The 22,748-nt window shown below is 66.5% G+C and carries 16 protein-coding genes; 8 read left to right on the forward strand and 8 right to left on the reverse strand.

Going from position 1 to position 22,748, the window contains the following annotated elements; genetic code table 11:
* Nucleotides 1-408: 408 nt before the first annotated feature.
* Nucleotides 409-1,587, forward strand: a complete 1,179-nt coding sequence (locus tag M3I53_RS27120; RefSeq protein ID WP_254318958.1) for a porin — start codon at nt 409-411, stop codon at nt 1,585-1,587.
* A gap of 176 nt (nt 1,588-1,763) precedes the next feature.
* Here M3I53_RS27120 and M3I53_RS27125 read toward each other — a convergent pair whose 3' ends face one another.
* The gene (locus M3I53_RS27125) at nt 1,764-2,102 is read right to left on the reverse strand and encodes a P-II family nitrogen regulator (protein WP_027795598.1); all 339 of its coding nucleotides are present in this window, start codon (nt 2,100-2,102) and stop codon (nt 1,764-1,766) included.
* A gap of 75 nt (nt 2,103-2,177) precedes the next feature.
* Nucleotides 2,178-4,289, reverse strand: a complete 2,112-nt coding sequence (locus M3I53_RS27130) for an NAD(+) synthase (RefSeq protein ID WP_254318959.1) — start codon at nt 4,287-4,289, stop codon at nt 2,178-2,180.
* 218 nt (nt 4,290-4,507) lie between these two features.
* Between M3I53_RS27130 and M3I53_RS27135 the strand changes: the two genes are divergently transcribed.
* The 3 genes from M3I53_RS27135 (at nt 4,508) to M3I53_RS27145 (ending at nt 9,107) form a co-directional block, all read left to right on the forward strand.
* Nucleotides 4,508-5,680 carry a GNAT family N-acetyltransferase gene (locus M3I53_RS27135; protein ID WP_254318960.1) on the forward strand — a complete coding sequence of 391 codons (1,173 nt, stop codon included), beginning with the start codon at nt 4,508-4,510 and terminating at the stop codon, nt 5,678-5,680.
* Between the two features lie 71 nt (nt 5,681-5,751).
* Nucleotides 5,752-6,096, forward strand: coding sequence for a GIY-YIG nuclease family protein (locus tag M3I53_RS27140; protein WP_254318961.1), 345 nt, complete (start codon nt 5,752-5,754; stop codon nt 6,094-6,096).
* Nucleotides 6,097-6,257: 161 nt separating this feature from the next.
* The gene (locus M3I53_RS27145; RefSeq protein ID WP_254318962.1) at nt 6,258-9,107 is read left to right on the forward strand and encodes an EAL domain-containing protein; all 2,850 of its coding nucleotides are present in this window, start codon (nt 6,258-6,260) and stop codon (nt 9,105-9,107) included.
* Between the two features lie 70 nt (nt 9,108-9,177).
* Here the strand turns inward: M3I53_RS27145 and ppa are convergent, their stop codons facing one another.
* A complete protein-coding gene (gene ppa / locus M3I53_RS27150; RefSeq protein ID WP_069265419.1) occupies nt 9,178-9,705 on the reverse strand; it encodes an inorganic diphosphatase in 528 nt (175 codons plus the stop codon).
* Between the two features lie 304 nt (nt 9,706-10,009).
* On the opposite strand from ppa, the gene M3I53_RS27155 reads away from it, so the two are divergent.
* From M3I53_RS27155 to M3I53_RS27165, 3 genes are all read left to right on the forward strand, one after another.
* Nucleotides 10,010-11,449: an aldehyde dehydrogenase family protein gene (locus tag M3I53_RS27155; protein ID WP_254318963.1), complete on the forward strand. Its 1,440-nt coding sequence runs from the start codon at nt 10,010-10,012 to the stop codon at nt 11,447-11,449.
* Between the two features lie 30 nt (nt 11,450-11,479).
* Nucleotides 11,480-12,238: an SDR family oxidoreductase gene (locus M3I53_RS27160; RefSeq protein ID WP_254318964.1), complete on the forward strand. Its 759-nt coding sequence runs from the start codon at nt 11,480-11,482 to the stop codon at nt 12,236-12,238.
* 151 nt (nt 12,239-12,389) lie between these two features.
* Nucleotides 12,390-13,709: an MFS transporter gene (locus M3I53_RS27165; protein WP_254318965.1), complete on the forward strand. Its 1,320-nt coding sequence runs from the start codon at nt 12,390-12,392 to the stop codon at nt 13,707-13,709.
* Nucleotides 13,710-13,796: 87 nt separating this feature from the next.
* On the opposite strand, the gene M3I53_RS27170 is transcribed toward M3I53_RS27165, so the two are convergent.
* The 4 genes from M3I53_RS27170 to M3I53_RS38490 all read right to left on the reverse strand — a co-directional run bounded on the left by M3I53_RS27170 (nt 13,797) and on the right by M3I53_RS38490 (nt 18,932).
* Nucleotides 13,797-14,996, reverse strand: a complete 1,200-nt coding sequence (locus M3I53_RS27170) for a heme biosynthesis protein HemY (RefSeq protein WP_254318966.1) — start codon at nt 14,994-14,996, stop codon at nt 13,797-13,799.
* 2 nt (nt 14,997-14,998) lie between these two features.
* Entirely contained in the window at nt 14,999-17,173 is a 2,175-nt protein-coding gene (gene hemDX / locus M3I53_RS27175) for a fused uroporphyrinogen-III synthase HemD/membrane protein HemX (protein ID WP_254318967.1), read from the reverse strand.
* Nucleotides 17,170-18,222: a hydroxymethylbilane synthase gene (gene hemC / locus M3I53_RS27180; protein ID WP_254318968.1), complete on the reverse strand. Its 1,053-nt coding sequence runs from the start codon at nt 18,220-18,222 to the stop codon at nt 17,170-17,172. The genes hemDX and hemC overlap by 4 nt, the downstream gene beginning before the upstream one ends.
* Before the next feature lie 419 nt (nt 18,223-18,641).
* Nucleotides 18,642-18,932 (reverse strand): hypothetical protein, encoded by a 291-nt coding sequence (locus M3I53_RS38490; RefSeq protein WP_254318969.1) that lies wholly within the window; start codon nt 18,930-18,932, stop codon nt 18,642-18,644.
* Here M3I53_RS38490 and ppc point away from each other — a divergent pair.
* Nucleotides 18,895-21,756, forward strand: a complete 2,862-nt coding sequence (ppc, locus tag M3I53_RS27190) for a phosphoenolpyruvate carboxylase (RefSeq protein WP_254318970.1) — start codon at nt 18,895-18,897, stop codon at nt 21,754-21,756. The genes M3I53_RS38490 and ppc overlap by 38 nt on opposite strands.
* 77 nt (nt 21,757-21,833) lie before the next feature.
* On the opposite strand, the gene M3I53_RS27195 is transcribed toward ppc, so the two are convergent.
* Entirely contained in the window at nt 21,834-22,598 is a 765-nt protein-coding gene (locus M3I53_RS27195; RefSeq protein ID WP_254318971.1) for a class I SAM-dependent methyltransferase, read from the reverse strand.
* Nucleotides 22,599-22,748: the final 150 nt, after the last annotated feature.

A 22,748-nucleotide genomic window follows, 5' to 3' on the forward strand; every position in this document is an offset into this window, starting at 1 on the left:
CTGAACTCGGCCATTCGATTGACGTGAGTCCCTTGTCCCATAAGGCTTTCGACCTGGTCGCAGCACCTCGCTGACCACCATCCAGGAAGACCATATTGCAATTTGACGACATCCCAGGGTGCGAGCGCGAATTAGTTCGCCAGCGCGGACCTTTTTTGCTAAATTAGTAACCAAAGTAGCAAAACAAAGTTCATTAAAAGTAGTTTCACTTCAAAAAGAACGGGAGATGCCAGTCAACCAGGGGATCTGCAAGACGACCCAGCCCGGGTCATGCAGCGGCACCAGCCCGTACGCCGGTCCTCGGGGTAATTCTCCCTTACGCGACGATTTCTGTTCGCGGCGCCGCCAAGCGCACGGACGTCTTTCGCAGTACTAAGGTTGACTCTTTGACAGGGTATGGAGGAGAAGATGAAGAAAGCTTTGCTCGCCGCAGCATTGATGTCGGCTGGCGTGATCGCGCATGCACAAAGCAGCGTCACGCTCTACGGCCGCCTGGACATGGGTGTGGCGTATATGAACGGCATTGGTGCAGGCACCGGCGCAAACGGTCAAGCCACCCACGGTTCCAGCCAAGTTCAGCTCGAAAGCGGCTACTGGGGCACCAGCCTCTGGGGCATGAAGGGCGTTGAGGACATCGGTGGCGGCAACAAGGTTCTGTTCCACCTGGAAGGCAGCTTCAGCACTGCGAACGGCTCGCTCGGCTCGGCCGGCTCGCTCTGGAATCGCTGGGCGACCGTCGGTGTAGCGAACGATCAGTTCGGTACGCTGCTCGCTGGCCGCATGCTGTTCATCTCCAACGGCATTTGGGACTTCGATCCGTTCGGTCAGTCGAACTGGTCGTCGGCTTCGATGGTCCGTGGCCGCAACTGGCCGCAATCGAGCAACAACATTTCGTACCAGTCGCCGAACTGGATGGGCTTCGACGTGTACGGCCAGTACGCGTTCTCGAACGCGACGAACTGGAACGGCAACGGCTCGACGAGCCAGGGTCGCGAAGCTGGCCTGCAGCTGACCTACACGAGCTCGCTGTTCCAGATCCGCGGTCTGTATGACGAAATCCGCAATCCGGACAACGGCCAGCTGGGCGGCCTCTATGCCAACAACGGCCTCGATGGCAGCAAGATCCCCACCGGCGCGACTCAGGCAAACGGCAACGGCGTGTTCGCGTACTCGCGTGACTACATGGCGATGTTCAACCTGTTCCTCGGCGCATTCAAGGTTCAGGGCGGCTACGAAGCCATCCGTTCGTCGGGCATGAACCCGGGCATCATCGGTCAGCCGACGACGCTCGACCACGAGTGGGGCGGTGTGACGTGGCAAATGACGCCGGCTGCAGCGCTGATCGCCGCGGTCTACCACGTCAATGCGAACAACGGCGGCGGCAACGCCACGCTGTACACGGTTGGCGGTTCGTACAACCTGTCCAAGCGCACGCTGCTCGACATCCAGGCTGGCACGGTGCAGAACAGCAAGACGGCCAACTTCGGCCTGAACGCCAACAACTTCGGTACGGCTGCTGCAACGGGCAACCCGCTGCCGGGTCACAGCCAGGTTGGCGTGTACGCAGGTATCCAGCACTCGTTCTAATTCGAAGCGAGTGTAGAAAGAACAGCTACATCGACGTTTTCACGCTGCTGCGAGAGGCGCGTATCGGTGCGATGTCCGAAAGGGTATCGCACCGTTTTTTATGCCGGGGACGGGCCGCGCGAGCGGCGCCGTCCCCTTTTCTATTGGTGCATCAGGTGCTTCGAAGGCGCCCGGCCTCAAACCGCCGCTTCGTTTTCCTCGCCCGTGCGGATGCGGATCACGCGCTCCACGTCGGTCACGAAAATCTTGCCGTCGCCGATCTTGCCGGTGCGCGCCGCGCCGATGATCGCGTCGATCACCTGGTCGGCCTGGTCGTTCGCGACCACTACCTCGATCTTCACCTTCGGCAGGAAGTCGACCACGTATTCGGCGCCGCGGTAAAGCTCCGTATGGCCCTTCTGGCGGCCGAAACCCTTGACCTCGGTGACGGTCAGGCCCGTGAGGCCCACTTCGGCAAGCGCCTCGCGCACTTCGTCGAGCTTGAACGGTTTGATCACGGCAGTAATGCGTTTCATGGCGAACCTCGTCTCGTTATCGGATTTGTCGGAAATTTTGGAACCTACCGGGATTCTACGCTGTGCAGCCCGGGCTCACGCCGAGGGCTTGCCCGCAGGCGCCGCGCTCGCCCCGCCCGCTTCGTCGGGCACGCGTTCCAGATCGGCGAGCCAGACTACCGACTCCGAATCGCTTGGCGCGCGCCAGTCGCCGCGCGGCGAGAGCGAGCCGCCCGAGCCGACCTTCGGCGCATTCGGAATGCAGGTGCGCTTGAACTGGCTCTGGCGGAAGAAGCGGTCGAGGAAAATGCGCAGATTGCGCTTGATCGACGCGAGATCGTATTGATTGCGCGCGACCTTCGCGTTCTCGGGCCACGCGCCCGCTTCGCGCTCACCCCACGCGTGGCGCGCGAGGAACGCGACCTTCGACGGCGCGAAGCCAAAGCGCAGCGTGTAGTAGAGATTGAAGTCCTGCAGCTCGTAGGGGCCGATCGTGCTCTCGGTTTTCTGCTCGGGCGCGCCATCGGACTTGCCGGGGATCAGCTCCGGGCTGATGTCGGTGGCGAGAATCGCTTCGAGCACGTCGCGGCCGCTCTCCCCGTTCTGGCCGATCTGGCCCGTTTCGGCCACCCAGCGCACGAGGTGCGTAATGAGCGTCTTCGGCACGCTCGCATTCACGTTGTAGTGCGACATGTGATCGCCCACACCGTAGGTACACCAGCCGAGCGCAAGCTCGGAGAGATCGCCCGTGCCGATCACGATCGCGTGATTGAAATTCGCGAGCCGGAACAGGTGGTTCGTGCGCTCGCCGGCCTGCACGTTTTCGAAAGTGATGTCGTAGGTTTCCTTGCCTTCCGAGTACGGATGGCCGAGGTCTTCGAGCATCTGCATGCAGCTCTGACGAATGTCGATTTCGCGCGCCGTACAGCCTACCAGCGCCATCAGTTCGCGCGCCTGGCGCAGCGTGCGCTCGCTCGTGGCGAACCCGGGCATCGTGTACGCGAGGATGTTCGCGCGCGGCAGCCCGAGGCGATCCATCGCCTTCGCGCACACGAGCAGCGCATGCGTGGAGTCGAGCCCGCCCGAGACGCCAATCACCACCTTCTTGATGCCCGCCTGCGAAAGCCGCTGCACGAGCGCCTGCACCTGGATGTTGTAGACCTCGTTGCAGCGCTCGTCGCGCCGCTTCGGGTCGGCCGGCACATAGGGGAAGCGCTCCACGCGCCGCGAGAGCGCGAGCGTTTCGCGCTGCCAGGCGCCCTCGCCCGCCAGCTCGCATGAAATCACGCGAAACTTCGCGACTTCACCGGCGTGGCGGCGGATCGAATCGCCGAACGTGGTCTGGCGGATGCGCTCCTGCTGCAGCCGCGCGAGATCGACATCGGCGAAGATGAGATGCGAATCGTCGGAGAAGCGCTCCGACTGCCCGAGCAGCTCGCCGTTTTCGCACACGAGCGCGTGGCCGTCCCAGGCCATATCGGTGGTCGATTCGCCCCTGCCCGCCGAGGTGTACACATACGCGGCGAGACAACGCGCCGACTGTTGCGACACCAGCTGCTGCCGGTAGCCCGCCTTGCCCACCACGACGTTCGACGCCGAAAGATTAACGAGCACCGAAGCGCCCGCGAGCGCCGCGAACGATGACGGCGGGATCGGCACCCAGACGTCCTCGCAGATCTCCACATGAAAGCGCAGACCCGCGACCTGCGGCACCTCGAACAGCAGCGACGCGCCGAACGGCACGTCCGCGCCCGCGAGGCGCACGGTGTCGGTGCTCGCGCTATCGGCGGCGCTGAACTGGCGCGGCTCGTAGAATTCGCCGTAGTTCGGCAGGAAGCTCTTGGGCACGACGCCCGCCACACGCCCGCCCGCCACGACCGCTGCGCAGTTGAAGAGCGAATGCCCCGCGCGCACCGGCAGCCCCACGATCATCACGAGCGGCAGCGCGGCCGACGCTTCGACGATCTGCGCGAGCGCGCGCTCGCAGGCGTCGAGCAACGCTTGCTGATGGAACAGGTCGTCGCAGGTATAGGCCGAAAGCCCAAGCTCGGGGAACGCGACGAGCGCCGCGCCCCGCGCCGCGGCCTCGCGCGCGAGCGCGAGCGTCTCGCTGGCGTTGAATGCGGGATCGGCCACACGGCAGCGCGGCACGCCCACGGCTACGCGCGCAAAGCCGTGCGTATAGAGATTGAAGAAGCGCTCTTTCATTTCGATAACCTTGAGGCGGGCGCGCTGCGCACGAAAGCGCACACTCTGACGTTTGGGCGGCTCGATGCCGCTTTGAAATCGCTCGATGCTGCCTGGCTGACGCCGCTGCACGAAGCGCGGCGGTCCTCACCCGCTCGGGACGTTTGCTTTACCATGACCGTTTGCCGCGGCAGGCGCTGCTGAAACACCGAAGCCGCATCCCACGCCAACGGGCACGCATGAAACAGGAACATTTCGATTATCGCACGGGCATCCTCGGCTCACCGTCCGAGGTCGACGCCGCCGAATGGAACGCGCTGCTCGCGCGTCAGGCGCAGCCTACGCCCTTTTTGCGCCACGAATTCCTCGCGGCGCTCGACGCCACGCGCTGCACCACGCCGAACGAGGGCTGGGCCGCCCAATTCGTCACGCTAACCGACACGCGCACGGGGCGCCTCGCCGCCGCCGCGCCCGTGTACCTGAAGGGCCACTCGTACGGCGAGTACGTGTTCGACTGGGCTTGGGCCGACGCGTACAAGCGCAACGGCCTCGAGTACTACCCGAAGCTCCTGTGCGCCGTGCCGTTCACGCCGGTGCAGGGCACCCGCCTGATCGCCGCCGACGCGACTGCGCGCCGCCATCTGGCCGCGACGCTGCTCGCCTTCGCCGAGCAGGCCGACGTCTCGTCGCTGCACGTGCTCTTTCCGACCACGGAGGACGCCGAGGCGCTGACCGACCTTGGCATGATGCAGCGCGAAGGCGTGCAGTTTCACTGGCTCAACGACGGCTATCGCGACTTCGAGGACTTCCTCTCCACGCTGGAGCAGAAGAAGCGCAAGAACATCCGCGCGGAACGCCGCAAGGTGCACGACGCGGGCGTGACCATGCGGCGTGTGCGCGGCGAGGACATCACCGATACCGAGTGGCGCTTTTTCAGCCGCTGCTACCGGCAAACCTACCGCGAGCATTTCTCTTCGCCGTACCTGAATCTCGACTTCTTCCGCATGATCGGCGAAACGATGCCGGAGAATCTGCTGCTCGTGATCGCCGAGCGAGAAGGCAAGCCGATCGCGAGTTCGCTCGTGGTCTGGCAGCGCGGTGAGAATGGCCAGGGCGGCACGCTCTATGGCCGCTACTGGGGCGCGCTCGAACACGTGCCCTGCCTGCACTTCGAGACCGCGTATTATCAGCCGCTCGAATTCTGCATCGAGGAAAAGCTCGACGTGTTCGAAGGCGGCGCGCAAGGCGAACACAAGATGGCGCGCGGTTTCCTGCCCACCGCCACGCGCTCGGCACACTGGCTCGCCCATCCGGCGTTCTCCGATGCCGTGGCGCGCTTTCTCGAGAGCGAGACGAACCACATTCACGCCTACATGCACGAGCTCAATGAGCGCAATCCGTTTCGTGCGTGATTCATCCGTAAAACGCGCGCACGACGTGTCCTGAAACGCCCACGCCGATCACGATCATCGCATCCAGAACTATGCCGTGGTTCCTCTACATGCTCGAATGCGCCGACGGCAGCGTCTACACGGGCATTGCCATCGACGTCGCCGCCCGCTTCGCCCAGCACGCGAGCGGCACGGGCGCGCGCTACACGCGCTCGCGCAAGCCGGTACAGGTGCTCGCGCAATTCGAGTTCGCCGACCGCGCACGCGCCTCGAGCGCCGAGTACTGGGTCAAGCGCCTCGCCCCGCGCGAAAAGCGCGCGCTCGCGGCCGGCGCGCGCACGCTCGAATCGGTGCTGCCCCCGCCACCGCCGCCGCCCGGGGAAACGGCCCCGGAAATTCCTCCAGAAACGTCCCCGGAAACGGCAGCGCCCGAATGAGCAAACGTCTCGCGGGAAGAGCGTTTGCTCTTTTCATCGAACGCGCCGTCTAAATCCTAAAGCCGCCGCTGGCCTCCGCCGTTATTGCTCACAAGACGCCGGTCCTGGCCCCCGGCGCGCGCTCTCATTTCACCTCGCAAGCCGACGGGGACCGGTGAAGCATGAAGAGACCCATTAAAACGGAGACGAGCCGGCTTGCCCCCGGTTGGCACGGATTGCGGCGCACGACCGCGGTCCTGCTGCCGCTGTGGCTGCTCGCCGCCGTCATGGCGGTGATCGCCGCAGTGAGCCTCGCGATCATGTCGATCCTGCTTGCCTATGTCGCGGGGGAAAGCAGCTGGTCGAAGGGCCAAAAGGACGCTGTCCACGCGCTGGAGCGCTACGCGCGCACCGGCGACGAGGCGGACTACCGCACGTTCCTCGCCGGCATTGCCGTGCCGCTCGGCGACCGCGCGGCCAGGCTGGAGATGAACCGCGCGCAGCCGGACACCGCGGCGATCCGGCACGGTTTCGAGCTGGGCCGCATCGCGCCCGCCGACATGGACGGCATGACCTGGGGCTACCGCACGCTCAAGAACACGCCGTGGATGCGCCCGGCCGTCGCGTTCTGGGAGATCGGCGACCGCTACATTCTGCGTCTTGCCGATACCGGCGAACGCCTGCACGCGCTCGTGCAGGCGGGCAAACTGCACGCGCCGGAGACCGCGAACCTCGTGCACGAGCTGCGCGAGATCGACAGCCAGCTCGCGCCCATCGAAAGCGGCTTCTCCCGCTCGCTCGACGACGCGGCGCGCGCCACGCGCTCGCTCCTCACGCTCGCGCTCGCCGCCTCCGCGATCGTGCTGCTCGGCGTGTTCTCGCAATTCATCCGCCGCGCGCTCGCGCGCAGCGACCGCCTCGAAGCCGAAGTGCGCAAGAACGAGGAACGCCTCACGCTAGGCTTTGAAGGTATCAACGCCGGACTCTGGGACTGGGAAGTCGGCAGCCGGCAATGCTACTTCTCGAACTGGCTCTACGAGCAGCTCGGCTACGACGTGGGCACGCGCTTCGAAAGCGACACGGGCCTCACCCAGCTCGTCCACCCGGACGACCTCACGCTAGTGCGCCACGCGCTGCGCCAACACCTTGCGCGCGCAACGACTTTCGACGTGGAGTTTCGTCTGCGCACGCTCGCGGGCAGCTACTGCTGGTGCCGCGCGCGCGGCCAGGCGGTGCGCGACGCGCGCGGTCGCGCCGTGCGCATGGTCGGTTGCCTGTTCGACATTTCCGAGCTGAGGACCGCCGAAGCGAAGGCCTATACCGAACGCGAACTGGCTGAGGTCACGCTGGCCTCGATCGGCGAAGCCGTGATTCGCACCGACGAACACTCGCGCGTGACCTACTGCAACGCGGTGGCCGAACGCATGCTCGGCCGCGCGGGAGCCGAGATGCTCGCGCAATCGTTCGATGATATCTGCGACCTGCGCAACGACGCGCACGAACCGCAGCGCTTCGACCTGATGAATTCGCAGGCGACGGGCAAGCCAGGCGGCGCGAGTCTGCACGTGCTGCGCCCGAACGGCTCGCGCCTCGCGGTCGACTACTCGGTGTCGAAGCTGCGCGACGCGCAACGCCGCGTGATCGGCACCGTCGTCGTGCTCTACGACGTGAGCGCACTGCGCGAGCATGCCGGCCGCCTCGCCTACCAGGCGACCCACGACGAGCTCACCGACATCTACAACCGCCGCGAGTTCGAGCGGCGCCTCGCCGCGTTGCTGGAAGACAGCGCGAGCGCACCGCCCGGACAGCTGGGTCACGCGGTCATGTTTCTCGACCTCGACCAGTTCAAGGTCGTCAACGACACCTGCGGCCACTCGACCGGCGACGAGTTGATCCGCCAGGTCTGCCGCGTGCTCAAGAGCGAGCTGCGCGGGGAAGACGTCATTGCGCGCCTGGGCGGCGACGAATTCGGCGTCGTGCTGCCCCACTGCACGGCGGCGCACGCGTCGCTGCTCGCGGAGAACCTGCGCGCGGGCATTGCCGCGATCCGCTTCACGGGCGCCGGGCGCATCGTGCAGACGAGCGTGAGCATCGGCCTCGTCGGCGAGGCGGCGGGGCTCGTTTCCGTGAAGGAGGTGATGAAGGCCGCGGACGTGGCGTGCTACATGGCAAAGAAAAAAGGCCGCAACCGCGTGCACCGCTTTCGCTATGACGACGAGGAACTCTCGCAAACGCACGCGCAGATGGCATGGGTCTCCGACATCAAGGCGGCGCTCGAGAACGGCCAGTTCTGCCTCTTCGGCCAGAAGATCCTCTCGCTCGCGCAGTCGTCCACATCGGCATCGGCGGCCGACGACACGCACGTCGAACTGCTGTTGCGCATGCAGTCCGCCTCAGGCGCGCTCGTCGAGCCTTCCGCGTTCATCGGCGCGGCCGAGCGCTTCGACCTCATGCCAGCCATCGACCGCTGGGTGATCGCGAGCGCGTTCGCGATGATCGCCGAAGGCACGCACGATTACGGCACCTGGTCGATCAACCTCTCGGGCGCCTCGCTCGGCGACGAACAGCTCGCCGACTATATCGAGGAGCAGCAGCGCATCTGGTCGATCCCGTTCGAGCGCGTGTGCTTCGAGATCACCGAAACCGCTGCCATCACGAACCTGAACGAGGCGATCACCCTCATCGAACGCCTGCGTGCGCAGGGCTGCCGCTTCGCGCTCGACGACTTCGGCGCGGGCATGTCGTCGTTCAACTACCTCAAGCATCTGCACGTCGACTATCTGAAGATCGACGGCAGCTTCATACGCGGCATCGTCGACAGTCCGCTGGACCAGGCCATCGTGCGATCGATCAATCAGGTCGCCCACGCGGCGGGCAAGCTGACGATCGCCGAATGCGTGGAGGACGCCGCCATCGTGGACTGGATGATCGCGATGGGCGTGGACTACGCGCAGGGCTACGGCGTGGGCAGACCCGCGCGGCTCGACATCCTGCGCGGACCCGAACTGCGCGACGTTGCCGAAGTGGGTTGATCGGGCGCCATGAAAAAACCGCACGACCCTGACAGGCACGTGCGGTTTTCAATCAGACCTGAAGCGCGATTTACTTCTTGAAGTTCGCCACGCCGTCGGTGATTTCCTTGTGGGCGGCTTCGATGCCGACCCAGCCTTCGACCTTGACCCACTTGCCCTTTTCGAGCGCCTTGTAGTTCTCGAAGAAGTGCTTGATCTGGTCCTTCAGGTACTCGGGCACGTCGTCGAGCGACTTGAGATTGGCCGTCATCGGGCAGACCTTGTCGTGCGGGACGGCGATCAGCTTCGCGTCGACGCCCGACTCGTCGGTCATCTGCAGCATGCCGAGCGCGCGCGAGCGCACGACCGAGCCAGCCAGCAGCGGGAACGGCGTGATCACGAGCACGTCGACCGGGTCGCCGTCGCCGGAGAGCGTCTGCGGAATGAAGCCGTAGTTCACGGGATAGCGCATGCCCGTGCCGACGAAACGGTCGACGACGAGCAGGCCCAGGTCCTTGTCGGCTTCGTATTTCACCGGATCGCTTTGCGCGGGAATCTCGATGATCACGTTGAAGTCTTGCGGCAGATCCTTGCCGGCGGGGACATTTGCAAAGCTCATGAGCGCTCTCTGTTGATAAGGGAAAACCGACGGTTCGCGCGGAAAACTGGCGCGCAACCGGACGTTGGAGGATGGACGCCATTATAGCCAATCGGCCAGGGCGGCCGGCAGTTCGGCCCAGGGCTTTCCCGCACCCAGATGAAGCGCCTGCTGAATTCCTGCGTGCAGCGCCTGCAATTGGCGCGATAATCGACCTGCCGGCGCGGCCCTCCATCGCGATCCCGAGCTACGCTTCGGCGACGTTTCCCGTTTTGCGTTTCCCTCGTTTCACCCCCGCTTCACTCCCTATTTACGAGGCGCATGCATGGAAGAAGCGAAGCACTTCATCGGCGGCGAATGGCAATCGCCGGCCAGCGGCGAGACGCTCGCCGCGATCGATCCCTCCACCGGCCAGCCCTTCGCGCAGCTTGCGCGCGGCAATGCAACCGACATCGACTCGGCCGTCACGGCCGCACGCAACGCCTTCGAAGGCGCCTGGGGCGCACTGAGCGCCGCTGAGCGCGGGCGACTGCTGTTCGCGCTCTCGGGCCTCGTCGGCCAGCACAAGGAAGCACTCGCGCAGCTCGAAGCGCGCGACACCGGCAAGCCGCTCAAGCAGGCGCGCGCCGACGCCACCGCGCTCGCGCGCTATTTCGAGTTCTACGCGGGCGCCGCCGACAAGCTGCACGGCGAAACGCTGCCCTACCAGGCCGGCTACACGGTGCTCACGGTGCGCGAGCCGCACGGCGTGACGGGCCACATCGTGCCCTGGAATTATCCGATGCAGATCTTCGGCCGCAGCGTGGGCGCGGCGCTCGCCACCGGTAACGCGTGCGTGGTGAAGCCCGCCGAGGACGCCTGCGTGTCGCTGCTGCGCGTGGCCGAACTCGCGCGCGAAGCCGGTCTGCCCGCCGGCGCGCTCAACATCGTCACCGGGCTCGGGCATGAGGCGGGCGCGGCGCTCTCCTCGCATCCCGGCATCGACCACATCTCGTTCACGGGCTCGCCGCAAACGGGCAAGCTCGTCGCGCAGATGGCCGCCGAACACCACGTGCCCGTCACGCTCGAACTGGGCGGCAAGTCGCCGCAAATCGTCTTCGCCGATGCCGATTTCGACGCCGCGCTGCCCGTGCTCGTCGCCGCCATCGTGCAGAACGCGGGGCAGACCTGTTCGGCGGGCAGCCGCGTGCTGATCGAGCGCGGCGCCTACGAGCCGCTCATCGACCGGCTCGCCGCGTCGTTCGGCAAGTTGCGCGTGGGCCCGGCCAGTGCCGATCTCGACTGCGGCCCGCTCATCAACGAGAAGCAGCGCCAGCGCGTGCGCGGCTTTCTCGACGAAGCGGCCGCGAGCCGCATCGCCACGGCGGCGAGCGGCCGGCTCGAAGCCGATGCGCCCAGCGGCGGCTTCTACGAGGTCCCGACGCTCCTGCGCGACGTGCCGCCGCAAAGCCGCCTCGCCCAGGAGGAAGTGTTCGGCCCGGTGCTCGCGGCCATGCCCTTCGAGAGCGAGGAAGAAGCGCTCGCGCTCGCCAACGGCACGCCTTACGGCCTCGTCGCCGGCATCTGGACGCGCGACGGCGCACGCCAGATGCGTCTCGCCCGGCGCGTGCGCGCGGGCCAGGTGTTCGTCAACAACTACGGCGCGGGCGGCGGCGTCGAATTGCCGTTCGGCGGCACGCGGCACTCGGGACACGGGCGCGAAAAAGGCTTCGAAGCGCTCTATGGCTTCACAGTGCTCAAGACGATTGCGATCCGGCACGGCTGAATCATGTCGATAAACATAAGCGGAGACATCATGCGACTCAAAGGCAAGACGGCCGTCGTGACCGGCGCCGGCTCCGGCTTCGGCGAAGGGATAGCCAAGACCTATGCGCGCGAAGGCGCGAACGTCGTCATCAACGATCTGAACGGCGAAGCCGCCGAGCGCGTGGCGAGCGAGATTGCGCTTGCAGGCGGCAAGGCCATCGCTGTGCATGGGGACATCACACGCGAAGCCGACTGGCACACGCTACGCGAAGCGGCAATCGAAGACTTCGGCAGCGTGCAGATCGTCGTCAACAACGCGGGCACCACGCATCGCAACAAGCCCGTGCTCGAAGTGAGCGAAGCGGAGTTCGACCGCGTGTACGCGGTCAACGTGAAGGGTCTCTACTGGAGCGTGCGCGCCTTCGTGCCGCACTTTCGCGAGCGCGGCGGCGGCGCGTTCGTCAATATCGCTTCGACGGCCGGCATCCGGCCCCGACCCGGGCTCGTCTGGTACAACGGCAGCAAGGGCGCGATGATCGTCGCCAGCAAGGCGCTCGCCGCCGAGCTGGGCCCCGACCAGATCCGCGTGAACTGCGTGAATCCCGTGATCGGCGATACGGGCCTCACGGGGGAGTTCATGGGCGTGCCCGACACGCCCGAGAACCGCCAGCGCTTCGTCGCGACCATTCCGCTCGGGCGCTTTTCCACGCCGCAGGACGTCGCCAACGCGTGTCTCTATCTCGCCTCGGATGAGGCGGCGTTCATCACCGGCACCTGCATCGAAGTGGATGGCGGGCGCTGCGTGTAGTCGCGCCCGCTAGCTGACCGATCGGTGTTTTCCCCGACAGATACGCGCCGTCGCGCCACGGCGGCACGTATAGAATGGTCGTGCTTTCGCGTCGAATACCCGCCATAACAAGGCGGCAATACAACAAGCACGACCGAGATTTGGAGACACCATGGCAAGTCCAGCGAATCATCTGCCGCAAGCGGGAGCGGGCGCCCCGCCCTCCGCCTTCGAAGAAGCCACGTACCGCAAAGTCGCGTGGCGCCTCATTCCGCTTCTCATGCTGTGTTACGTGGTCGCGTATCTGGACCGCGTCAACGTGGGCTTCGCCAAGCTGCAGATGAGTTCGGCGCTCAATCTCTCCGACGCGGTCTATGGCTTCGGAGCAGGTATTTTCTTCGTCGGCTACTTTCTGTTCGAAGTGCCAAGCAATATCATCCTGCATCGCGTGGGCGCACGCGTGTGGATCGCGCGCATCATGGTCACGTGGGGCCTCGTCTCGATCCTGACGATGTTCGTCACCACGCCCACCATGTTCTACGTGATGCGCTTTCTGCTCGGCCTGTGCGAGGCGGGCTTCTTCCCCGGCATCATCCTCTATCTCACCTACTGGTATCCGGCGCACCGCCGCGGGCGCATGACCACGTGGTTCATGACGGCCATCGCGCTGTCGGGCGTGATCGGCGGTCCGGTGTCGGGCTGGATTCTCAAGTCCTTCGACGGCGCGAACGGCTGGCAAGGCTGGCAGTGGCTGTTCCTGCTCGAAGGGCTGCCTTCGGTGATGGTCGGCGTGCTGGTGTTCTTCGTGCTCGACGACCGCATCGGCAAAGCCAGGTGGCTCACGGAAGAAGAGCGCGCGCTGCTCGAGCGCAACATCGCCGCTGAAGATGCCACCAAGGAGGACCCGCCGATCATGACGGTGCTCACGAGCGCGCGCGTGCTGGTGATGAGCCTCACCTACTTCTCGTTCGTGATGGGCCTCTACGGCGTGAGCTTCTGGCTGCCCACCATCATCAAGGCAACGGGCGTGAAAGACGCGCTCACCATCGGCCTGCTTTCGGCGATTCCGTTCGCCGCGGCCGTGGTCGGCATGGTGCTGGTGGCAAAGAGCGCCGACCGCACACGCGAGCGCCGCTGGCATATCGCCGTGCCGGCCGCCATCGGCGCGCTCGGCCTCGTGCTGTCCGTCACGTGGGCGCACGACACCACGCTCGCCATGACGGCGCTCACCATCGCGACGATGGGCATTCTCACCACGCTGCCGCTGTTCTGGAGCCTGCCCACGGCCTGGCTCGCGGGCACGGGCGCGGCGGCCGGCATCGCGCTCATCAACTCGATCGGCAATCTCGCGGGCTTCCTGAGCCCGTATGCGGTGGGCTGGCTCAAAGAGGCCACCAAGGCCAACGATTCGGGCATGTACATGCTCGCGGCGTTCATGATCCTCGGCGGTTTGCTCGCGCTTTCGGCGCCAGCGAAACTCGTGAACCGCTAACCGCGTTACGGCTTAAGCCAAAACAAACGGCCGCCTGTTTTGCAGGCGGCCGTTTTCGTTGCAGCTTCGGATTCGTGGCGGGCTGCTTTACACGACGTTCATCGACAGTGCGCTTTCGCGATAGTGCGAAGCCGCCTTATCGCCGTCCCCCAGCTGCTCGTGCAGGCGCGCGAGTGCGCGATGCGAGCGGATCTTGAGCGGCTCGTTCTGCGTTGCGTCGGCAGACTTGAGCGCGGCTTCGAGGAACGACTGCGCCTTGCCCCAGAGCTGCTGCTTGAGACACAGGCGGCCCAGCGCGAACAGAAGGTCGCCGTCCTCGGGACGCTCCTTGCGCCACGCCTCGGCCTTCTGGATGAGCGGCAGCGCGTCGCTGCCCGCCGTGTCCGGATAGCGGCGCAGCAAGCGCGCGTCCCAGTTCTGCGCAAGCGCTTCCTCGACGATCTTGCGTGCGTCGGCCTGGCGATCGAGCGCGATCAGCAGTTCGGCGGCGCAGTCGGCGAGACGCGGCGAGTGACGCTCGACGTTCGAGAGCGACTGCCACAGTTCGAGCAGCGCATCGGCGTTGTGACGACGGTCGCGCAGCAGATTTTCCGCCGCGAGCTGGCGCAGGCGCACGGCCACGGCCGGGTGCAACGCCTCGCGCTTTTCCAGCGTCTTCACGAGCTTGAGCACTTCGCTCCAGTTCTTGAGCTGCTGCTGCGCGCGCAGCGCGATCTGTTGCGCGTGGATGCGGCGGCCGCCCTGCGTGCGCATCTCGGTGAGCGCGGCGAGCGCGCCATCGGCGTCGCGGCCGTCGGCGCGCATGTCGGCGGTCGCCATGAGGCGCGCTTCCTGGAGGTCCGGGTCGTCGACCTGGGCGAGCCATTCGTCGCGGCGCGCGTATTCATGCAGACGATGCGCAGCCGTCGCGCCGATCAGGCCCGCGGCGCTCGTATTCTTCACGTCGGCGAGCGAATCGCGCGCGGCTTTCTCGGCGCGCGAGAAGCGGCCCGCGTAGAGATTGCCCACGGCGTCGCGCAGCGCCGAGTTCGCCTTCTCGGCGCGCATGCGCGCGCGGTAGGCGGCCACGCGGCGCGGCATCGTCACGATGTTGCGCGCGAAACGCAGGATCGCGTAAAGCAGCAGGAACGCCACCACGATGCCCACCACGAACAGGTTGAGCGAGACGTCCACGCGATACGGCGGATAGACGAGCAGCACCTGCCCGGTGTCGAAGCGCCCGACGGTCGCGAGCGCGACGGCAATCGCGAAGAGAAGCGCGAGCCAGAGGAGTCCACGGATCGCCATGCTTACCCCCGGCTCCGGTATTGCTGGATCGCCTTCAGGCTCGTGTCGAGCGTAGGCAGCGCGACGGCGGCCGAGCCGTCGTTCACTTGCTTGAGCAGTTCGCGCACGGTTTGCGTGTCTTTCGACGCGCTGTCGAAGTAACGGGCGAGCGTGGCGTCGGCGGCCGCGAGGTCGGACTTGAGCGTGTCCTGGTTGCGCGAGAGCAGCGAGAGGCGCGCCGAAAGCAGACGCAGCTTCAGGTTCTCACGCACGAAATAGCCTTGATCGGGCGACACGAGCATGGCGTCCGCGTTGTCGATGCGGCGCACCTGCACGAGGCTCGTGATCTGCTTGCCCACGCCGTCGACGAACGTGTCGATCCACACCTTCCATTTCGGCTGGTTGGTCGCCGCGGCGACCTGGGCGATATCGGCGGGCTGCGCAGCCTCCGGCTTCGTATGCGCGACAATCGCTTCGCCCGAAAGCGGCAGCGAGTCGATCTGGCCGAGCGCGGTGTCGAGCTTGATGGCGAGACCCGTGAGGTCCGTCGACGGTGCGGCCTTGAGCTTGTCGATGTCCTGCGCGATCGCCTTGCGCACGGCGATGGCCTGCGCGTTGTCCGAGGCGGCGAGGCGCGTATCGGCGCTTTGCAGCGCGAACAGCGCGAGCTGCGTGTTGCCCGTGAGCTGGAGCTGTTCGCTCGCGCTCGACAGCATCTGGCCGACTTCGGCGAGCGTCCAGTCGTCGCGGCTCTTCGAGAGATCGGCGTATTGCTGCGCGAGCGCCTGCTGCGAAGTCTGCGCGTCGGCGATCTTGCCTTCGAGCTGGGCAACCTGCTTGTCGATCTGCTGTGCGCCCGCAACAGCCTGGTCGGCGCGGGCGCGCAGCGCGGCGCTCTGCTGCTCGCTCGCCTGCTGGCGTTGAATGGCCTGCATGCCGAGGTTGTCGACCTTGCGATTGAGGAGATAGCCGCCTGCGCCCGAGCCCGCCGCGACCAGCAACAGGACGAGCCACAGCAGCGCCGAGCCTGCGCCACGACGCCCGTTGCCCGCGCCCGGCGGCGTCAGCGGCGCGGAAGAGCCCGCGCCCGAGGAGGCATACGATGGCCGCGCCGATGCGCTGCCCGACACCGACGCGCCCGTCGCGACGGCGCCCTGGTTAGCTGTGCTGCTTGAGTTGTTCGAATCTGTCATGCGTGGGTTGGCCGGCGCCGGGGCCGGAGTGTTCTGAACCGGTTGAACAACGGAAGAAGCGAGGCCTAGCAGCGTCTCGACGATGCGTTCGTCGCCCGCGCCGGACACCGTAATCCTATCAAAACCCATTGAGCGCGCCGTCTCGGCGATGCGCGGGTGGGGCGCGACGAGCGGCGCATGACGCAGTTCGACGATCTCGCCCGCCGTGAGGTGCTCGCGTGCGAGTTCGTCGAGGTTGCGCACGCCTTCGGAGCTCGTGACGAGCCACGCGTGCGGCGCGCCTTCGAGCAGCGCGTGCACCTGTGTCCAGGCGGCGATGGGCGGCTCGGGCACGACGCGACGATAGGCTGCCACGGTCTCCACCTCGGCGCCCGCTTCGCGCAGACGCTCGGCAAGCCACTCGCGGCCGCCGTCGCCGCGCACGATCAGGACGCACTTGCCCGCGAAGGCGTCCACGCCGAAGGCCTTTTCGAGCGCGGCGTAAAGCGACTCCGAATCGAAGCGCGCGGGCTCTTCGTCGCCCGCGCCCGCAGGGCTCACCACACGATGCTCGGGTGCCGCCACGCCGTGGCGCTCGAGCGCGGCCACGCTCGCCGGGCCGACTACGGCCACGGGCAACGCGGCCGGCCAGATCGACGAGACCGAGGCATAACACGCGAACGCGCGATCGACGGCGTTCGGCGAAACGAACACGACGAGCGCATAGCGTTCGAGCGCGCCGAGCGCGGCGCGCAGCGGCGCTTCGTCGGTCACGGGCGCAATGGCGATGAGCGGAAAGTCGAGCGTGCGCATGCCGTGCTGCGCGAGTTGCCCACCGAGACCATCCGACTGACCGGCCGGCCGGGTAATCACGACGGTGAATGGCTGACCGTCACCATGGCCACCATTGCTGTTGTCGCCGCTTGCAGGTGACGTGCGCTTCGCGCCGGTGGAGGCGTCGCCCGGGCCGCCCCAGTCGTCGGGCTGGCTGGGGTTGCCGTACGGTTGCCTGGGGCCGGCCATCATCGGGAGGCCGGGCCTTCGCCCGCGCCGGTAGGGTTGTGGGTGGCGGCGCCACTGGCGGGCGCCGCATTCGGACCATCGGCGGCCTGGGCCGCGTCCGCGAGCGCGCGCACGATCTCGAGCGCGCCCTGCGCGATGAGGTCGTCGGCAACGCGGCGGCCGAGCGCCATGGCATCGTCGAGCGTGGATGCCGCGGTGGCCTCCTGCGCCGCGAGCACCCGGCTCGCGTCGGGCATGGCGATCGTGCCGCGCAGCGCAAGCTTGCCATCGTGCCACTGCGCGTAGGCCGCGAGCGGCACCGTGCAGCTGCCGCCCAGTGCGCGCGAAACCATGCGCTCGGCTTCGACGGCCTTCGCGGTGGCGTCGTCGTGCAACGGCGCGAGCCATGCGGCGATATCGGCGCGATCGGCGCGGATCTCGATGCCGAGCGCGCCCTGCCCCGCCGCCGGCAGGCTGTCCTCGGGCTCGATGAGCGCGCGGATACGCGCGCCGAGGCCAAGACGCTTCAACCCTGCGGCCGCGAGAATGATGGCCGCGTAATCGCCGCGGTCGAGCTTGGCGAGTCGCGTGTCGAGGTTGCCGCGCAACGGCTTGACGTCGAGATGCGGATAGCGCGCGCGGATCATCGATTCGCGGCGCAGGCTCGACGTGCCCACCACGCTGCCTGCGGGCAACGCCGCGAGCGAGTCGTAGTCGTTGGAGACGAACGCGTCGCGCGGGTCCTCGCGCTCCATGATGGCCGCGAGCGTGAAGCCTTCGGGCAATTCCATCGGCACGTCCTTGAGCGAGTGCACGGCGAGATCGGCGCGGCCTTCGGCCAGCGCCTGCTCCAGTTCCTTCACGAAAAGACCCTTGCCGCCCACTTTCGAGAGCGTGCGGTCGAGAATTTGATCGCCGCGTGTCGTCATTCCAACAATTTTCACGTCGCAGGCTGGATATAATTTGTGCAGCGCAGCTTGCACATGCTCGGCCTGCCACATCGCGAGGCGGCTCTCCCGTGAAGCGATTACCAGGGTGCGGGGCATGGGCGCGGATAACGTCTCGGAGTTCATGGCAAGTACATCGAATGACGGGATGAAAAGCAGGATCGGATAACAGGCAATGTTAGCACGCGCCCTTTTTACCGCCTCCCCGCAGGGACAGGCTGACAGGGCGCGAGCGGCGGCAAGGAAGAGACACAGACGTTGCAGCGGCGCTTACTGTACCCATCGTAGGCAAACTGGCGCGCGTCTGGCATGCGGTTGGCACAAACGCGGCCCGCGCGGCCGCGGCGCCGCTTCGGCTTGCGCTCGCCCTCGCAGCGGCGCACTCTCCAGCAAGGCCTGCACCCGGCGCACCGCCATTGGCGAGCCGCGCCGCCTCTGCCCTATCCGCACGGCTCGCACCGGGTGGCACTTTCCGCCCTCTCCAGGTTGCACCCGCAGTACACGGCCCGGCACGCGCCGAGGTCATGCAGTTGGCAGTTCTCCGACTAACCTGCCCATATCCTGGCAAGCCTCAAGGAAAACATCGTGAAGTCTTCCGGCTCGGCGCGCGCAGAGCGCCGCAACACCGCATCGCAGAACGCAACTTCGAAGGCCGAATCGGCCGCGCCGTCCACGAAACCGGCGAAAACGACGAAGACCACGAAGACCACGAAATCCACGACGACGAAACCGGCCGCCGAGGCTGTCAAGGCGGCGAAGACCCCGAAAGCCGAAAAAGCGACGAAGGCCCCGAAGGCGGTGAAGGCTCCGAAAACGCCCGCCGGCGCTTCGCGCAATGGCCGCGCGCGCGACGACAAGGACCAGCCGCTCTTCGAAGACATCCGCTACCTGGGCCGCCTGCTCGGCGAAGTGCTGCGCGAGCAGGAAGGCGACGCCGTGTTCGACGTCGTGGAATCCATTCGTCAGACCGCCGTGCGCTTTCGCCGCGAGGACGACAGCGCCGACGCGCTCGCGCTGGAAAAGCAGTTGCGCGCGCTGTCGCCCGAGCAGACCGTGAGCGTCGTGCGCGCGTTCAGCTACTTCTCGCATCTCGCGAACATTGCTGAAGATCGCCACCGCAACCGCCGTCGCCGCATTCACGACCTCGCGGGCTCGGCACCGCAGGCTGGCACCATCGCGCATTCGCTCGAACGCCTCGCGCTTGCGGGCGCGGCGGCGACGCCGGTGCTCCAGCAGTTCTTCAACGACGCGCTGATCGTCCCCGTGCTCACCGCGCACCCCACGGAAGTGCAGCGCAAGAGCACGCTCGACTCGCAGCACGACATCGCGCGCCTGCTCGCCGAGCGCGACCAGCCGCTCACGCATCGCGAGCTCGAGCACAACGAGTCGCTCCTGCGTGCGCGCGTGACCTCGCTCTGGCAAACGCGCATGCTGCGCGAGTCGCGCCTGACCGTGGGCGACGAAATCGAAAACGCGCTTTCGTATTACCACACGACCTTCCTCACCGAGATCCCGGCGCTCTACAGCGAGATCGAAACGCAGTTGAAGGAGCACGGCCTTTCGGCGCGCCTGCCCGCTTTCTTCCAGATGGGCAGCTGGATCGGCGGCGACCGCGACGGCAATCCGAACGTCACGGCCGCCACGCTCGAAGAAGCGAGCGAGCGCCAGGCGCAGGTGATCCTGCAGCATTACCTCGACGAAGTGCACCGCCTCGGCGCCGAGCTTTCGGTGTCGAACCTGCTCGCAGGCGCGAGCGAAGAACTGAAGGCGCTGGCCGAAGCCTCGCCCGACCAGTCGCCGCACCGCGTGGACGAGCCGTATCGCCGCGCGCTGATCGGCGTGTACACGCGCCTTGCCGCGAGCGCGCGCGTGCGGCTGGGCGAAGGCGTGGTGGCCGTGCGCAGCGCGGGCCGCAACGCCGCGCCCGTGCGCGCCAAGCCTTATGCCGATGCGGACGAGTTCTCGCGCGACCTGCATATCCTGATGGATTCTCTCGCCGAGCATCACGGCGCGTCGCTCGCCACCACGCGGCTTGCGCCGCTCATGCGCGCCGTCGACGTATTCGGCTTCCATCTCGCCTCGATCGATCTGCGCCAGAGCTCGGATATCCACGAAGCCGTGATCACGGAGCTGCTCGCGCGCGCCGGCATCGAAGCCGACTACGCGGCGCTTTCCGAAGAAGACAAGCAGACCGTGCTGCTCGCCCAGCTCGCCGATCCGCGCACGCTGCGCTCGCCGTACCTCGACTATTCCGAGCTCGTGAAGAGCGAGCTGGGCGTGCTGGAAATGGCGCGCGTGACGCGCGAGAAGTTCGGCGCGCGCGCGGTGCGCAACTACATCATCTCGCACACCGAAACGGTTTCCGACCTGCTCGAAGTGATGCTGCTGCAGAAGGAAACCGGTCTCATGAGCGGGCGCCTCGGCCACGCGGAAGACCCCGCGAAGGCCGCGCTGATGGTGATCCCGCTGTTCGAGACGATTCCCGACTTGCGCCACGCGCCGGGCATCATGCGCGACCTGCTCGCGCTGCCGGGCATCGACGGCATCGTCGAGCATCAGGGCAACGAGCAGGAAATCATGCTCGGCTATTCGGACAGCAACAAGGACGGCGGCTTCCTCACCTCGAACTGGGAGCTGTACCGCGCAGAACTGGCGCTCGTCGCGCTGTACAAGCAGCGCGGCATCACGCTGCGCCTGTTCCACGGCCGCGGCGGCACGGTGGGCCGCGGCGGCGGCCCGACCTACAACGCGATCCTCTCGCAGCCGCCGGGCACGGTGGAAGGTCAGATCCGCCTGACCGAGCAGGGCGAAGTCATCGCGAGCAAGTTCGGCAATCCGGAGATCGGCCGCCGCAACCTCGAAACGGTGATCGCCGCGACGCTCGAAGCGACGCTGCTGCCGATGGGCGGGGCAAGCAGCGCGCCCGATCAACTGCCCGCATTCGAAGAGACGATGCAAGCGCTCTCCGACGCCGCGATGGCCGCATACCGTTCGCTCGTCTACGAGACGCCCGGCTTCACCGACTACTTCTTCGCCTCCACGCCGATCACGGAAATCGCCGAGCTGAACATCGGCAGCCGTCCGGCCTCGCGTAAGCTGCAGGACCCGAAGAACCGCAAGATAGACGACCTGCGCGCAATTCCGTGGGGCTTCTCGTGGGGTCAGTGCCGCCTGCTGCTCACGGGCTGGTACGGCTTCGGCAGCGCGGTGGCCTCGTATCTCGACGATGCGGGCAGCGACGCCGAGCGCGCGCGCCGTCTCGCGATGTTCAAGAAGATGTACAAGACCTGGCCGTTCTTCTCGAACCTGCTTTCGAACATGGACATGACGCTCGCGAAGACCGACCTCGCGGTGGCCTCGCGCTACGCGCAGCTCGTCGCGGACAAGAAGCTGCGCAAGCTCGTGTTCGAGCGCATCGTGGCCGAATGGGAGCGCACGACGAAGGTGCTCGGCGAGATCACGGGCGCCCCCGAACGGCTCGCCGACAACCCGCTGCTCGCGCGTTCGATCAAGAACCGCTTCCCGTATCTCGATCCTCTGAATCACTTGCAGGTGGAGCTGATCAAGCGCTATCGCGCCGGTGACCCCAGCCCGCGCGTGCGGCGCGGTATCCATCTGACGATCAACGGGATTGCGGCGGGGCTGCGCAATACGGGTTGAGCGTTCGCGCTGTGCCCATGTGCAAACGGCGTCGTGCCCTCGCGGTCACGACGCCGTTTTTTTGCCTCAGGCGAACTTCAATCGCGCCGCGTCGCCTCGATCATCAGTGCATCGAGCTTGAACGACGAATCGCTCTGCACATCGAAGTATTGGCGCACTTCGTCGGGCGCGCGCTCCCACATCGAGCGGATCGCCGTCACGCGCTCCGGCGGCGTGCGCATGCGCGCGACCCACGAATCGAAGTCGAGCGCGAGGCGCCAGCGCTCGCTCACCTTCGCGTCGAAACCCGCGGTGTCGAGCATCGCGAGCCACTCGTCGGCACGGTAGTCGCGAATGTGCGACGCGTCGCGCAACAGTTCGATCGCCTGAATATGCGTGTCGTAAAGCGGATCGTCGATGCCCGCGATATCGATGAACTTCAGCCGGCCGCCCGGCTTGAGCACGCGATGCACTTCCGCAAGCGCCTGCGGCACGTCGCGCCAGTGGTGCGCGCTCATGCGGCTCACGGCCCAGTTGAACGTGGCATCGGCGAACGGCAGCGTTTCCGCCGCGCCCTGCTGCGTGCGCACGGTCGTCAAGCCTCGCGCCTTCGCGGCCGCTTCGACCGTGGCGAGCATCTGCGGGGCGATGTCGTAGGCGACGACTTCGCGCACGTGCGGCGCAACGGCGAAGCTCGCGTGGCCCGCGCCGCAGCCCATGTCCAGCACCGTCGCATTGCCGCAGGTGGCCGCGAAGGTCGCGGCAAGATTCTCCAGATCCGCGCCGCTCGCGTGGACCTGGCTCGTGAGGTAGGCGGCGGCGGTCGAGCCGAATGCGTCGGCGACCTGATCGTGATGCTTCATCGCATGCTCCTTTTGCGGGTTCTTATGCGGTGCTTTATATGGGGCGCGAAGCGTTGAGCGCCGCGCGCCGTGGGTTAGCAATCTCCGGGCGGGTTGACGTGGCGGCCCGTCGCCGCGTCAGACGCTACAATAGAGGCCGTTTTGTACCAG

Origin of the sequence: Paraburkholderia sp. CNPSo 3272, from assembly GCF_024206495.1 — a bacterium.
In the GTDB taxonomy this organism is placed as follows: domain Bacteria; phylum Pseudomonadota; class Gammaproteobacteria; order Burkholderiales; family Burkholderiaceae; genus Paraburkholderia.

What these genes read in the sequence shown, in the direction of transcription:
- M3I53_RS27120 (WP_254318958.1), top strand. Translation starts at nt 409, where the DNA reads ATGAAGAAAGCTTTGCTCGCCGCAGCATTGATGTCGGCTGGCGTGATC.
- M3I53_RS27125 (WP_027795598.1), bottom strand. Translation starts at nt 2,102, where the DNA reads ATGAAACGCATTACTGCCGTGATCAAACCGTTCAAGCTCGACGAAGTG.
- M3I53_RS27130 (WP_254318959.1), bottom strand. Translation starts at nt 4,289, where the DNA reads ATGAAAGAGCGCTTCTTCAATCTCTATACGCACGGCTTTGCGCGCGTA.
- M3I53_RS27135 (WP_254318960.1), top strand. Translation starts at nt 4,508, where the DNA reads ATGAAACAGGAACATTTCGATTATCGCACGGGCATCCTCGGCTCACCG.
- M3I53_RS27140 (WP_254318961.1), top strand. Translation starts at nt 5,752, where the DNA reads ATGCCGTGGTTCCTCTACATGCTCGAATGCGCCGACGGCAGCGTCTAC.
- M3I53_RS27145 (WP_254318962.1), top strand. Translation starts at nt 6,258, where the DNA reads ATGAAGAGACCCATTAAAACGGAGACGAGCCGGCTTGCCCCCGGTTGG.
- ppa (WP_069265419.1), bottom strand. Translation starts at nt 9,705, where the DNA reads ATGAGCTTTGCAAATGTCCCCGCCGGCAAGGATCTGCCGCAAGACTTC.
- M3I53_RS27155 (WP_254318963.1), top strand. Translation starts at nt 10,010, where the DNA reads ATGGAAGAAGCGAAGCACTTCATCGGCGGCGAATGGCAATCGCCGGCC.
- M3I53_RS27160 (WP_254318964.1), top strand. Translation starts at nt 11,480, where the DNA reads ATGCGACTCAAAGGCAAGACGGCCGTCGTGACCGGCGCCGGCTCCGGC.
- M3I53_RS27165 (WP_254318965.1), top strand. Translation starts at nt 12,390, where the DNA reads ATGGCAAGTCCAGCGAATCATCTGCCGCAAGCGGGAGCGGGCGCCCCG.
- M3I53_RS27170 (WP_254318966.1), bottom strand. Translation starts at nt 14,996, where the DNA reads ATGGCGATCCGTGGACTCCTCTGGCTCGCGCTTCTCTTCGCGATTGCC.
- hemDX (WP_254318967.1), bottom strand. Translation starts at nt 17,173, where the DNA reads ATGATGGCCGGCCCCAGGCAACCGTACGGCAACCCCAGCCAGCCCGAC.
- hemC (WP_254318968.1), bottom strand. Translation starts at nt 18,222, where the DNA reads ATGAACTCCGAGACGTTATCCGCGCCCATGCCCCGCACCCTGGTAATC.
- M3I53_RS27195 (WP_254318971.1), bottom strand. Translation starts at nt 22,598, where the DNA reads ATGAAGCATCACGATCAGGTCGCCGACGCATTCGGCTCGACCGCCGCC.